General features: G+C 73.7%; 11 protein-coding genes and 1 riboswitch. Of the genes, 2 read left to right on the top strand and 9 right to left on the bottom strand.

Going from position 1 to position 13,126, the window contains the following annotated elements; translation table 11 throughout:
• Positions 1–174: 174 nt before the first annotated feature.
• Positions 175–1,026, bottom strand: a complete 852-nt coding sequence (locus DDJ31_RS28275; protein ID WP_127177562.1) for a sulfurtransferase — start codon at positions 1,024–1,026, stop codon at positions 175–177.
• Between the two features lie 294 nt (positions 1,027–1,320).
• On the opposite strand from DDJ31_RS28275, the gene DDJ31_RS28270 reads away from it, so the two are divergent.
• Complete coding sequence (locus DDJ31_RS28270; protein ID WP_127177563.1) at positions 1,321–2,124, top strand: VOC family protein; 804 nt, start codon at positions 1,321–1,323, stop codon at positions 2,122–2,124.
• A gap of 16 nt (positions 2,125–2,140) precedes the next feature.
• Here DDJ31_RS28270 and DDJ31_RS28265 read toward each other — a convergent pair whose 3' ends face one another.
• The 4 genes from DDJ31_RS28265 to DDJ31_RS28250 all read right to left on the bottom strand — a co-directional run bounded on the left by DDJ31_RS28265 (position 2,141) and on the right by DDJ31_RS28250 (position 7,584).
• On the bottom strand, positions 2,141–2,788 hold the full coding sequence (locus DDJ31_RS28265; RefSeq protein WP_127177564.1) for a thymidine kinase: 648 nt from the start codon (positions 2,786–2,788) through the stop codon (positions 2,141–2,143).
• 38 nt (positions 2,789–2,826) lie between these two features.
• Positions 2,827–4,017: an alkaline phosphatase family protein gene (locus tag DDJ31_RS28260; RefSeq protein ID WP_127177565.1), complete on the bottom strand. Its 1,191-nt coding sequence runs from the start codon at positions 4,015–4,017 to the stop codon at positions 2,827–2,829.
• On the bottom strand, positions 4,017–4,604 hold the full coding sequence (locus tag DDJ31_RS28255; RefSeq protein WP_127177566.1) for a DUF5998 family protein: 588 nt from the start codon (positions 4,602–4,604) through the stop codon (positions 4,017–4,019). The genes DDJ31_RS28260 and DDJ31_RS28255 overlap by 1 nt, the downstream gene beginning before the upstream one ends.
• 154 nt (positions 4,605–4,758) lie before the next feature.
• On the bottom strand, positions 4,759–7,584 hold the full coding sequence (locus DDJ31_RS28250) for a bifunctional acetate--CoA ligase family protein/GNAT family N-acetyltransferase (protein ID WP_127177567.1): 2,826 nt from the start codon (positions 7,582–7,584) through the stop codon (positions 4,759–4,761).
• A gap of 206 nt (positions 7,585–7,790) precedes the next feature.
• Between DDJ31_RS28250 and DDJ31_RS28245 the strand changes: the two genes are divergently transcribed.
• Positions 7,791–8,072 (top strand): HPr family phosphocarrier protein, encoded by a 282-nt coding sequence (locus tag DDJ31_RS28245; protein ID WP_093832108.1) that lies wholly within the window; start codon positions 7,791–7,793, stop codon positions 8,070–8,072.
• Positions 8,073–8,298: 226 nt separating this feature from the next.
• Here DDJ31_RS28245 and DDJ31_RS28240 read toward each other — a convergent pair whose 3' ends face one another.
• From DDJ31_RS28240 to DDJ31_RS28225, 4 genes are all read right to left on the bottom strand, one after another.
• A complete protein-coding gene (locus DDJ31_RS28240) occupies positions 8,299–8,991 on the bottom strand; it encodes a GntR family transcriptional regulator (RefSeq protein WP_127177568.1) in 693 nt (230 codons plus the stop codon).
• Between the two features lie 189 nt (positions 8,992–9,180).
• On the bottom strand, positions 9,181–9,945 hold the full coding sequence (locus DDJ31_RS28235; protein ID WP_127177569.1) for a M23 family metallopeptidase: 765 nt from the start codon (positions 9,943–9,945) through the stop codon (positions 9,181–9,183).
• Between the two features lie 12 nt (positions 9,946–9,957).
• Positions 9,958–10,120: riboswitch (cyclic di-AMP (ydaO/yuaA leader) on the bottom strand.
• A gap of 205 nt (positions 10,121–10,325) precedes the next feature.
• Positions 10,326–11,714 (bottom strand): M16 family metallopeptidase, encoded by a 1,389-nt coding sequence (locus tag DDJ31_RS28230; RefSeq protein WP_127177570.1) that lies wholly within the window; start codon positions 11,712–11,714, stop codon positions 10,326–10,328.
• Entirely contained in the window at positions 11,711–13,081 is a 1,371-nt protein-coding gene (locus DDJ31_RS28225) for a M16 family metallopeptidase (RefSeq protein WP_127177571.1), read from the bottom strand. Before DDJ31_RS28225 ends, DDJ31_RS28230 begins: the two co-directional genes overlap by 4 nt.
• Positions 13,082–13,126: the final 45 nt, after the last annotated feature.

The following is a 13,126-nucleotide window of genomic DNA, read 5'->3' as shown; positions in this document are numbered from 1 at the left end:
ATCCGTGGCGCGGGCCCCTCCCGCACGCTCGCCACACGAGCAGGACGGCCCGGCAACGGAGCACCCGCTCCCCCTCCGCTCCGCCGGCAACCGGCCGTCGGGGCCGCCCTCGCACGGCGTCAGCCCGGGGACCCGCCCCGGGCCGGTTCGCCGGTCACGGGGACGGCCTGCTCCTCACTGCGGGTCGGGGCCCGTCGCGACCGGGCGGTCCGGGTCGGCCGACCACTCCGACCAGGAACCGACGTAGAGGGCGGCCGGGATGCCCGCGACCGCCAGGGCGAGCACCTCGTGGGCGCCCGAGACCCCGGAGCCGCAGTACACGCCGACCGGCGTGCCGTCGGTCGCGCCCAGCGCCTTGAACTGGTCGGCGAGTTCCCTGGCGGGCCTGAACCTGCCGTCCGGGTCCACGTTGTCGGCGGTCGGCGCCGACACCGCGCCGGGGATGTGCCCGCCGACCCGGTCGATGGGCTCGACGTCCCCCCGGTACCGCTCCCCCGCGCGCGCGTCGAAGAGCACCCCGGAGCGGGCCAGGGAGGCGGCCGCGTCGGCGTCCAGGAGCCCTTCGGGGCCCGGAACCGGCCGGAAGTCGCCCTCCGCCGGGGCGGGCGTGGAGGTCTCGCGCGCCCCCTGCCAGGCGGGCAGCCCGCCGTCGAGGACCCGCACGTCCTGGTGGCCGGTCCAGCGCAGCAGCCACCAGGCGCGGGCCGCCGCCCAGCCCTGTCCGCCGTCGTAGACGACGACCGGGCGGCGCACCGCGACGCCGGCCCGGCGCATCGCGGCGCCGAACACGTCGAGGTCGGGCAGCGGGTGGCGGCCCGCGGCGCCGGGCGCGGAGGCCAGTTCCGTGTCCAGGTCGACGTAGACGGCGCCCGGCAGATGTCCCTCGGCGTACGCGGCCCGGCCGTCGAAGGGTGGTTCGCCCGCCGCCTTCGCCCCACTGAGCTGCCAGCGGACGTCGAGCAGGACCGGCGGGTTCGGACCCGCGAGCAGAGCCGCGAGTTCGGTCGCGGAAAGGATGGCGTTCATGTCCGCCATCCTCGCGCACGGTGACGGCCGCGTCGTCGTCATCCGGCTACTCAGCGACGCCGAACAGGACCGGTCATACGGTGTACGAAATCGGGCAGTTGTTGTACCTAAGACGATCACTTTCGGCGGGGGCGCGCGACCGTACGGTGGGGCGCGGACCGGGAGTTCACCGCGCGCGGGGTGGTGAGAGCGGCGTGCCCGGGGGGCGCGGTGGGGTCGGGAGTGCGAGCATCGGCACGGGGATCCGCAGAGCGGCAGCGACACGGCCACCGCGAGGGGTTCGAGGAGAGAGACATGACGGAGGCACGGGGGTCGTCAGGCCCGAACGGCGAGCAGCACGCCGGGCATGTGCCCGGCACGCCCTGCTGGGTGAGTCTGATGGTGCACGGGATCGCCGCGACCCAGGAGTTCTACGGGGCGCTGTTCGGCTGGGAGTTCCGCCCCGGACCGCAGCAGCTCGGCCCGTACGTACGGGCGCTGCTCGACGGCCGTGAGGTGGCCGGCATCGGGCAGCTCCCGCCCGACCGGCAGCTGCCGGTGGCCTGGACGCCGTATCTCGCCTCCGACGACGTGGATCTGACGGCGGAGACGGTACGGCTGTGCGGTGGCACGGTCGGGGTGGGGCCGCTGGACGCGGCGGAGGCGGGGCGGCTCGCCATCGCCTCCGATCCGGCGGGCGCGGTGTTCGGCGTCTGGCAGGCGGCCCGGCATCTGGGCGCGGACCTCGCGGGCGTGCCGGGCACCCCGGTCTGGAACGAGCTGGTGACCTTCGAGACGGTGAGCGTGGTGAAGTTCTACGAGACGGTCTTCGGCTACAGCCGCGAGGAGGCCGCCCCGGCCGGCCTCGACTACGTGACCCTCCAGGTGGCGGGGCGTCCGGTGGCCGGGCTGCACGGCGTGGGCGGCGCGCTGCCCCGGGAGCGCGGTCCGCACTGGATGACGTACTTCGAGACGGCGGACCTGGACGCGTCCGTCGCGCGGGTGCGGGAGCTGGGCGGGCGGGTGCTCACCCCGGCCGCCGACTCCGCGCACGGGCGGGTGGCCCTGGTCGCCGATCCGGACGGGGCGCGGTTCTCGCTGATGGAGAGCCCGCGCTGACGCGGGGTCGCGCGGATCAGCCGGACGAGACGGGCAGGACGTCGGGGGAGAGTGCGGCGGCCCGGGAGGCGGCGGCGGTCATCCGGCGGCGGTGGTGCCTGCGGCACAGCACCTCGTAGCCGACGTCCTCGGGCTGGTTGACGTCCCCGACCACCACCTGGGCGCCCTCGACGACCATCCGGCCGCCTATCGTGCGGGCGTTGTGGGTGGCGCGGGCGCCGCACCAGCACAGCGCCTCCACCTGGAGCACCTCGACCCGGTCGGCCAGCTCCACCAGGCGCTGGGAGCCGGGGAACAGCTTGGTGCGGAAGTCGGTGGTGATGCCGAAGGCGTACACGTCGAGGCCCAGCTCGTCGACGACCCGGGCGAGCTGGTCGACCTGTCCCGGGGCGAGGAACTGCGCCTCGTCGGCGATCACGTAGTCGGCCCGGCCGCCCTGCGAGAGGTGGTCGACGAGATGGACGTACAGGTCCTGGTCGTCCCTGACCTCCACGGCGTCGGTGACCAGGCCGAGGCGGGAGGAGAGTTTGCCCTCCCCCGCCCGGTCGTCGCGGGTGAGGATCATGCCGACCAGGCCGCGCGCGGAGCGGTTGTGCTCTATCTGGAGGGCCAGCGTCGACTTCCCGCAGTCCATCGTTCCGGAGAAGAACACCAGCTCGGGCATGGCGGGGTGAGCACCTTTCGGCAGGGGTGAGGGAGGGGTCAGGAGCGTACTTCGAGCAGCGGCACGAACTGCTCGGCGGGGGTCATCGAACCGTGGTTGCCGACCATCGCGGACTCCTTCGGCTCCCGCTCGGAGGCGATGATCAGCACGTCGTCCCTGGCCGCCGCGACGACGTCGCCGAGCCGTCCGCGGACCCGCTCGTCGACGCGCGGGCCGAACCAGCCCGCGTCGATCGCCTCGTCCCTCGACGCCACCCAGAACTGCTCGCCGAGCACCTCGCGCCAGCAGGCGAGGACGTCGCCCTGGGCACCGGGCACCGCGTAGACGTGCCGGGCCCTGCCCTCGCCGCCCAGCAGGGCGACGCCCGCGCGCAGTTCCCAGTCGGCGTCGAAGTCGATGCGGTGGTCCTCGTCGAACGGGACGTCGATCATGCCGTGGTCGGCGGTGACGTACAGGGCGCTGCGCGGCGGCAGTTGCTCGGCGAGCCGCTGGACCAGCCGGTCGACGTACATGAGCTGGCCGCGCCAGGTGTCGGAGGCGACGCCGAAGCGGTGTCCCGCGCCGTCCAGTTCGGCGTAGTACGTGTAGACGAGGGAGCGGTCGCCCGCGGCCAGTTCCTCGGCGGCGAGGTCCATGCGCTCCTCGCCGGTGAGCCTGCCGCGGAAGATGCCGCCGCTGAGCGCGACCTTGGTGAGCGGGGTGTTCTGGAAGGTCGGCGACGACACCTGGGCGGCGTGCACGCCCGCGTCCTCGGCGAGCCGGAAGACGGTGGGGTAGGGCTGCCAGACCTCGGGCGCCGTCCACGGCTGCCAGCGGAGCTGGTTCATCAGGGCGCCGGTGGCCGGGTCGCGGACGGTGTAGCCGGGCAGTCCGTGCGCGCCGGGCGGCAGTCCGGTGCCGACGGAGGCGAGCGAGGTCGCGGTGGTCGCCGGGAAGCCGGCGGTGAGCGGGGTGCCGGTGCCGCCGCGGGAGCCGGCGAGGAGCGACGTCATGAACGGCGCCTCGTCGGGGTGCGCCGTCAGCTGCTCCCAGCCGAGCCCGTCGATCAGGAAGACGCAGGCGCGGTCGACGGGGGTCAGCTCGCGGATGCCGGCGGGCAGGCCGGGGACGCCCATGCCGGTGGCGAGGGTGGGGAGCAGGTCGGCGAGGGAGCCGCTGCCGTACTGGGGCAGCGGGGCGGAGTCGGGGGCGAGGGGCTGCGGGTCGTCGTCCCAGGCGGGCTGGGCCATCAGCGGGTGACGTCCGCGGTCGCCTCGGAGAGCGACTGGGCGAAGGTGAGGGCCTCGCGGACGGTGTCGGGGCCGTCGCCCGCCTCGCTGACGCGCAGGCTGAGGTCGTCGGCCGTGGAACTGCCGGTGTAGCCGTGGTCCGCCTCGCAGTTGGGGTCGCCGCAGGCGGCCGGTTCGAGGTCGATGCGGGAGACGGCGCCCCAGCCGATGGTGAGGACCACCTCGCGCGGCAGGGTGCCCGGCACGTACTGCTCGGGGTTGGCGACCACCCGGCTGAGGACGACGGACGAGATCCGGCCGATCGTCACGGACTCGGTGGAGGTGGTGGCGTACGGGGTCGGTGAGGTGCTGTCGGCGGCCTGTTCGTCGGTGTGGCTGACGATGAAGCGGTTGCCGGTGAGGACCAGCACCGTGACGTGCCTGCGCACCTCGTTCTGGTCGAACGTCGTCTCCTGGTGGACCAGGTACGACCGGATGGGCTCGCCGCCCACGGCGGCCTCCACCGCCTCGGCCACGAGGGCCGGGTAGTAGCCACTGCGCTCGATCGCCGCACGCAGCCCCTGGGTCGTCGTACTGGTCTTGGCCATGGTGTCCATCCTAATCCGTGGGTGGGGGCGGCCCTGCCAAGTCAGGGGCGGGGGATGCCTGGGAGTGACCGGGCGGGTGCGGTGCGTCGGGTGCGGTCGGCCGCCGCGGGCTCGAACACGGCGGTCATGGGCGGGTGTTCGGGGCGGGCGCGGGTCAGTAGGCCGGCAGGGTGCGGGGTCCGAGGTCGTCGCGGGCAGGCGGCGGTGCGAGCCGGACCGAGGCGCCCAGCACGGTGAGCGCGTGCGGGGCGACGACCACGGGTTCCAGGGTGACGGCGACGATCTCGGGGTGGTCGTGGACGAGCCGGGAGACCCGCAGGAGCAGTTCCTCCAGGGCGGGTGTGTCGACGGGCGTCGAGCCGCGCCAGCCGAACAGCAGCGGGGCCGTGCGGATCGAGCGGATCAGGGAGGCGGCCTCCCGGTCGGTCACCGGGACCAGGCGGTGGGCGGTGTCGCCGAGGAGCTGGGAGGCGGCTCCGGAGAGGCCGAAGGAGAGGACGGCGCCCGCGGCCGGGTCGATGACGGCCCGCACCACGGTGTCCACGCCGCGGGGCGCCATCGCCTGCACGACCGGCCGCAGCTCCTCAGGCTTCCCGAACAGCCCGCACAACTCGGCGTAGGCCCGGCGCAGTTGCTCCTCGTCGGTGAGGTCGAGCCGGACGCCGCCCAGGTCGGCGCGGTGGCGCAGATGGGGTGCGGTGGCCTTGAGGGCGACGGGGTAGCCGAGGGCGGCGGCGGCCCTGGCGGCGTCGTCCGGGGTGAAGGCGGGGGTGGCGGAGCGGACGGCGATGCCGTAGCGGCCGAGCAGTTCGCGGGTCTCCTCGGTGCCGAGGGTGAGGCCCTGGCCGCGGGCGAGCAGCCGGTCGATCAGGCGGGCGGCGCCCTTCTCGTCGATGTCGTCGTGCTCGGGGACCTTGCCGGGCTCGGCGGTGTCGCGCCGCCACTGGGCGTACTTCACGGCTTCGGCGAGGGCGCGGACGGCGCGTTCGGCGGCCGGGAAGGCGGGGATGAGGCGGGGGACGGTCTCGGCGGGCGGCTGCGGGGCGGGGGCGGGCGGCGGGAGCTGCTGGGAGGGGCGCAGCCTGCGGGCGCCCGGGGCCCTCGGGTCGGGCGCGGGGGCGGTGCTGGCGGCGGCGGAGAGCGCCTCGGCGAGGCCGCCGAGTTCGACGTGGACGACGAGGACGGGCTTGCCGGGGACCCGCGCGGCGGCGGACCGCAGGGCCTCGGCCAGTTCGGCGTCGGCGACCGGGACCTCGCCGATCGCCGGGATCGCGGTGACGATCACGGCGTCGCAGGAGTCGTCGTCGAGGGCGCGCAGCAGGGCGGCGTGGAAGTCGGCGGCGCTCGCGGCGGTGGTCAGGTCGAGGGGGCGGGCGGGGCGCAGCCCCTCGGAGAGGCAGGCGTCGTAGGTGAGCAGTCCGAGGGACTCGGAGTTGCCGAGGATGGCGACCCGGGGGCCGGGCGGCAGGGGCTGGCGGGCGAGCAGCAGGCCGGTGTCGACGAGTTCGGTGATGGTGTCGACCCGGATCACGCCGGCCTGGCGGAGGAGTTCGGTGACGGTGGCGGGCGGGAGCCGGGTGGCGCGCACGGCGTGGCCCTGGGGCGCGGAGCCCGCGCTCTGCACGACGACGAGGGGTTTGGCGGCGGCGGTGCGGCGGGCGAGGCGGGTGAACTTGCGGGCGTTGCCGATGGACTCCAGGTACATGAGGACGACGTCGGTGTCGGGGTCGTCGTACCAGTACTGGAGGACGTCGTTGCCCGAGACGTCCGCGCGGTTGCCTGCGGAGACGAAGGTGGAGACGCCGGTGTCGCCGGTGACGCCGCCGCCGCGCCGGTGCAGCCGGGAGAGGAGGGCGATGCCGATGGCGCCCGACTGGGCGAACAGGCCGATCCGTCCCGGGCGGGGCATCTCGGGGGCGAGCGAGGCGTTGAGGCGTACGTCGGCGGCGGTGTTGATGAGGCCGAAGGCGTTGGGTCCGACGATGCGCATGCCGTAGGTGCGGGCGCGGCGGACCAGGGCGCGCTGGCGCTCGCGCCCTTCGGAGCCGCTCTCGGCGTATCCGGCGGAGACGACGACCACGCCCTGCACGCCGTGCTCGCCGCACTCGGTGACGACGTCGGGGACCCGGTCGGCGGGGACGGCGACGACGGCGAGGTCCACGGGGTCCTCGATGTCGCGCACGGAGCGGTGCGCGGGGACGCCGTCGAGGTCCGTCAGGTCTGCGGGGAAGCCGCTGTTCACGGCGTGCAGCCGGCCGGTGTAGCCGGCTTCCCTGATGTTGTCGAGGAGGGCGCGGCCCACTCCCCCGGGGGTGCGGCCCACGCCGATGACGGCGACCGAGCCGGGCTTCAGCAGCCGTCGTACGGAGCGGCCCTCGGCGCGCTGTTCCCTGGCGCGCTGGACGTCGAGCGAGCGGTCGGTGGGTTCGAGGTCGAACTCCAGGCGGACGACGCCGTCCTCGAAGCTGCGCTTCTGGGTGTAGCCGGCGTCCGTGAACACCTTGATCATCTTGGTGTTGGCGGGCAGCACCTCGGCGGCGAAGCGGCGGATGCCGCGCTCGCGGGCGACGGCGGCGATGTGCTCCAGGAGGGCGGAGGCGACGCCGCGCCCCTGGTGGGCGTCCTGGACGAGGAAGGCGACCTCGGCCTCGTCCGAGGGCGCGGTGGCGGCCATGCCGTCGGCGTCGATGCGGTCGTAGCGTACGGTGGCGATGAACTCGCCGCCGACCGTGGCCGCGAGTCCCACCCGGTCCACGAAGTCGTGGTGCGTGAAGCGGTGGACGTCCTTGGCGGACAGGCGAGGGTAGGGCGCGAAGAAGCGGTAGTACTTCGACTCGTCCGAGACCTGCTCGTAGAAGCTGACCAGGCGATCGGCGTCGTCGACGGTGATCGGTCTGACGCGCGCGGTACCGCCGTCGCGCAGCACCACGTCGGCCTCCCAGTGAGCGGGGTACTCGTGCCGGTCCGACGCGGTCTGCATGGGCCCCAGCGTACGGCTCGCCTCCGACAGTGGGGGTGCGGCGCCTGCCGGGGACCGCGGCGGGCCGCTCCGGGGGCGGACAGGACGGACGGCGGGCCGAGGCCGCGGCCCGGCGACCGGCTCCTGAGGGACGTGTGTCCGCTCCGGGGTCGCTCACGTGTGGGAAACTGGTCTAGACAACCCTGAGATATGAAGGGCAGCATCACATGGCTGAGCGCCGCGTCAACGTCGGCTGGGCCGAGGGCCTCCACGCCCGTCCCGCCTCCCTCTTCGTCCGAGCCGCCACGGCCACCGGCGTCCCGGTGACGATCGCCAAGGCCGACGGCAACCCCGTCAATGCCGCGTCCATGCTGGCCGTCCTGGGCCTGGGCGCCCAGGGGGGCGAGGAGATCGTCCTGGCCTCCGACGCCGAGGGCGCGGACGCCGCTCTCGACCGGCTGGCGAAGCTGGTCGCCGAGGGCCTGGAGGAGCTGCCGGAGACGGTCTGAGCAGCCGCGCGAAACGCCGGAGCCGCGTCCGCCCTTCCCGGGTGGCGCGGCTTCGCCGTTTCTCCGCTCGGCGCGCGCCGGTGGTATTGCGGTGTTCGGGGCGCACACCGGCGTTCTCGATTCCGGGCACGCCCGTGACGCGCCGTCGAGAATTCCCGCGGGCGCGAATTCGGGCAGCCGAATTACCCGTCCACCGAATTACTCTTCTTTGTATACGGTGCCCGTGTTAATGCCGGAGGCCCGACATGTTTACGGGATGTTGCGAGTTCCTCACACGGTCGGCGCGCTCCTGGGTGCCGAAGCGCAGCCGGTGGGCCGCGGTCGAGCGCTCGGTGTGCCCGGCCGTGATCGAGCGGGCCCGCTCGGCGTCGCCACGGGTCACGGCGTCCACGATCGCGCCGTGCTCAGCCCAGGACTCCACCGGGCTGAGCGGCGCGTCCACGGCGTACATCCAGGCGATCTTGTGCCGCAGCTGGGTCAGCACGGAGGCCAGCGCGGGGCTGCCCGCGGCCTGGGCGAGGGTCTCGTGGAACCATCCCCCCAGGGAGCGCAGATCCTCGCTGTTGCCCCTCCTGGCCCGCTCCTGGCCCAGCCTGACCAGGCCGCGCAACACCTTGAGGTGGGCCTCCGTGCGGCGCTGCGCGGCCCGGGAGGCGCCCAGCGGCTCCAGGAGCATGCGCATCTCCAGGAGGTCGGCGGCCTCCTGCTCGGTCGGTTCGGCCACGCACGCGCCCGCGTGCCTGCGGGTGACGACGAACCCCTCGGCCTCCAGGGTGCGCAGCGCCTCGCGCACCGGGACCCGGGAGACGCCGTAGCGGCGGGCGAGCAGTTCCTCGGTGAGCCGGCCGCCGCGCTCGTAGACACCGGCGACGATGTCGTCCCGGATGGCCGTGCACACCGAGTGCGCCGGAATACGCATGACCGACCTCCGCCTTAATGCCCGTGAAACGTCGCCGATTGACGCGTGTTCCGTGACTCTATTGCAATGAGCGGGAATTTCCGATGGGGGGCCGGAATCCATGGATATTTTTTGGACAGCAGGGTGCCGGAAACGACGAAAACCCCGGCTCGTCCGAGCCGGGGCTTCTCACGGTCCTGCGGTGCGTCCTCAGATGTTCACGTCGTGTGCCCGGAGGTAGGCGACCGGGTCCAGGTCGGAGCCGTACTCCGCGGTGGTCCTGGCCTCGAAGTGCAGATGCGCCCCGGTGACGTTGCCGGTGTCGCCCGAGAGGCCGATCTGCTGCCCGGGGGTGACGGTCTGGCCCACCGAGACGCCGATCGACGACAGGTGCCCGTACTGCGTGTACGTGCCGTCGGCCATCTTGAGGACGATCTGGTTGCCGTAGGCGCCGCCCCAGCCGGTCTCGACGACGGTGCCGGAGCCGACCGCGTGCACGGAGGTGCCGGTCGAGGCGTGGAAGTCGACACCGGTGTGGCTGCCCGACGACCACAGGGAGCTGCCCGCCTGGTAGCTCGTGGAGACGTAGGAGCCGCTGATCGGCAGCACGAAGGTGTTGAGGCGCTTGCGCTCGGCCTCACGGGCGGCGCGCTGCCGGTCGGCCCGCTCCCGCTCGGCCTTCTCCTGGGCCAGCTTGCGCGCGGCCTCCTGGGCGGCCTGCTTGCGGGCGGCCACCTCGGCGGCCTGCTGCTGCGCGGCGGCCTGGGCGTCGATCTGGTCGGCCACGGTGTCGCCGAGGGAGATGACGGGGGTCAGTCCGGTCTGCTCGACCGCGTTCTCCGCCGCCATCGCCGGCGCGGCCAGGGTGCCGACCACTCCGGTGGTGGCGAGGGCCGCGACACCCGCGGCGCGGGCGGTGCCGCGCTGCATCCGGCTGGGCCGGCGGTGCTTCCCTACGGCGTGACTGAACGCCATGTGGTGGGTGTTCCTTTCCTTCCCTCTCGCCTACCGGGTTAGCTGACGGGTTCGGAGCAGGAAGGTCTCCTACGGGCCCCCACGACGGGCATGGGCGTCCGATTCACCCCAGGGACACAGGTGGGTCCCCGGCTCCCCTGGCTCGCGCCGTACGGGGACTCGGCGATGACTGCCCGGTGCCGCGGATGCGGCGCGGTGGCTGACGAACAGTCGGGGAGACCGTAGACGGGCCCACTTTCGATCCTCAAACAGATCACTGTTTTTGTTGCGCATCCCACAGGGCAGACAGGCAGCCTCTCCCCCAATTCGGACACGAAAGGGCCCCGATGACGTCTCCGTCACCGGGGCCCCGGCACGCGCGCGCGTGCGCGCCGCGCCCGCTACTCGGCCGCGACGACGCTCACTTCGCCGATGCCGAGCGCCGCGACGGACTCCTCGATCGCGGCGGCGTCACCGACCAGGACCGTCACCAGCCGGTCGACCGGGAACGCGTTGACGACCGCCGCGGTCGCCTCCACGGTGCCGGTGGCCGCCAACTGCCGGTACAGGGTGGCCTGGTGGTCGTCGGGCAGATGCTGCTCGACCTGGTCGGCCAGCGTGCCCGCGACGGCCGCCGCGGTCTCGTACTTGAGCGGCGCGACACCGACCAGGAACTGCACGGCGGCGTCCCGCTCGGCGTCCGTCAGCCCCTCGGCGGCGACCCCGCGCAGCACCTTCCAGAGGTCGTCGAGAGCCGGCCCCGTGTTCGGCGTGTCGACCGAGCCGCTGATGGCGAGCATCGCGACCCCGGTGCCGTCCGCCGACGACCGCAGCACCTGGCTGAACGCCCGCACTCCGTAGGTGTAGCCCTTCTCCTCGCGCAGGACGCGGTCGAGACGGGACGTGAGGGTGCCGCCGAGGCAGTAGGTGCCGACCACCTGGGGTGCCCACACCCGGTCGTGCCGGTCGGCGCCCAGACGCCCGATGAGCAGCTGCGTCTGGACGGCTCCGGGCCGGTCGACGATGACGACGCGCCCCCGGTCGTCCGCGGTCACCGGCGGCATCCGCCTCGGCTCGCCCGCGGCGCCCGTCCAGGCGCCCAGGGTGTCGGCGAGCAGGGCGTCGAGGTCGATGCCGGTGAGGTCGCCGACGACCACCGCGGTGGCGGTCGCCGGGCGGACGTTGCGCTCGTAGAAGGCGCGGACGGCCGCCGAGTCGATGGCGCGGACCGTCTCCTCGGTGCCCTGCCGGGGCCTGGACATCCGGGAGTCGGCCGGGAACAGCTCCTTGGCCAGCTCCTTGGCGGCGCGCCGGGACGGGTTCGCCGTCTCGTGCGGGATCTCGTCGAGCCGGTTGTCGACCAGCCGCTCGATCTCGCTGTCGGCGAAGGCGGGCGCCCGCAGCGCGTCGGCGAGCAGCCCGAGCGCCCTGGAGAGCCGGGAGGCGGGCACCTCGAGGGCGATCCGGACCCCGGGGTGGTCGGCGTGCGCGTCCAACGTGGCGCCGCAGCGCTCCAGTTCGGCCGCGAACTCCTCGGCGGAGTGCTTGTCGGTGCCCTCGGAGAACGCCCGCGCCATGATCGTGGCGACGCCTTCGAGCGCGGCCGGCTCGGCGTCCAGGGGCGCGTCGAGGGAGATCTCGACGGCGACGACCTGCTGGCCGGGGCGGTGGCAGCGCAGCACCGTCAGGCCGTTGGCGAGGGTGCCGCGCTCGGGTGCGGGGAACGCCCAGACCTTGGGTTCGCCGCCCTGCGGCTGGGGGTGGAATTCCATCGTCGCGAGCTCGGTCACCGGGCCGCCTCCTCGGTCTCGTCGGTCGCCGCGGCCGCGGCCTCGTCGGCGTCGTCCCCGGTCGGTTCGGTGGGCTCGTAGACCAGGACGGCGCGATTGCGCGGGTGCAGCCGCTCCTCGGCGATCTGCTTGACCTCGGCCGCGGTCACGTCGAGGACGCGTCCGACGGCGCTGAGGGCGAGCTGCGGGTCGCCGAACAGGACGGCGTACTTGCACAGTTCGTCGGCGCGGCCGTGGACCGTGCCCAGCCGGTCGAGCCACTCGCGCTCCAACTGGGCCTGGGCGCGCTCCATCTCCTCGTCCGTCGGACCCTCGGCGGCGAACCGGGCCAGCTCCTCGTCGACCGCGCGCTCCACGGCGGCGACCTCCGCCTCGCCCGACGTCTTCACGTCGACGATGCCGAGGGAGGGGGCACCGGCGAACCGCCACAGCCCGCCCCAGGCGGTGACGGCCGTACGGTCGCGGCGCACCAGCCGGTTGTAGATCCGCGACGACTCGCCGCCGATCAGGATGGTCAGCGCGAGGTCCGCGGCGTCGCACGCGCGCGTGCCGTCCTCCGGCAGCCGGTAGGCGGCCGTCAGCGCGCGCGAGGGGACCTTCTCCTCGACGACCTCGCGCAGTTCGCCGCCGATGATGTCGGGCAGCGAGCCGTCCCGGGGTGCGGGCTTGCCGTCGTAGGACGCGATGGAGCCGAAGTACTTCTCGACCCAGGCGAGCGTCTGCTCCGGGTCGATGTCGCCGACGATCGAGAGGACCGCGTTGTTGGGCGCGTAGTACGTCCGGAAGAACGCGCGCGCGTCGTCGAGCGTCGCCGCGTCCAGGTCGGCCATCGAGCCGATCGGCGTGTGGTGGAAGGGGTGGCCGTCGGGGAAGGCGAGGGCGGCCAGCTTCTCGATCGCGGTGCCGTAGGGCACGTTGTCGTAGCGCTGCCTGCGCTCGTTCTTGACGACGTCGCGCTGGTTCTGCAGCGACTCCTCGTCCAGGGCGACGAGCAGCGAGCCCATCCGGTCCGCCTCGAGCCAGAGCGCCAGCTCCAACTGGTGGGCCGGCATGGTCTCGAAGTAGTTGGTCCGCTCGAAGCTGGTGGTGCCGTTGAACGATCCGCCGGCGCCCTGCACCATCTCGGCGTGTCCGTTGCCCTTGACCTGGCCCGAGCCCTGGAACATCAGGTGCTCGAAGAGGTGAGCCAGACCGGTACGCCCCTTGACTTCGTGGCGTGAGCCCACGTCGTACCAGAGGCACACCGCCGCGACCGGGGTCAGGTGGTCCTCGGAGAGCACCACGCGCAGACCGTTGGCCAGGCGGTGCTCGGTCGCTGTCAGGCCCCCGGAGCCGGCCTGGTTGGTGGCCGTGTGACCCATCGGCATGTACGTCCCTTCGATCGCGGATGCGGTGGTCGGAACCGCGGTTCC

This window comes from Streptomyces griseoviridis (assembly GCF_005222485.1).
Taxonomy (GTDB): Bacteria; Actinomycetota; Actinomycetes; order Streptomycetales; family Streptomycetaceae; genus Streptomyces; species Streptomyces hintoniae.
Note: the sequence above shows the minus strand (reverse complement) of the source record. Positions and strands in the feature narration are given on the sequence as shown.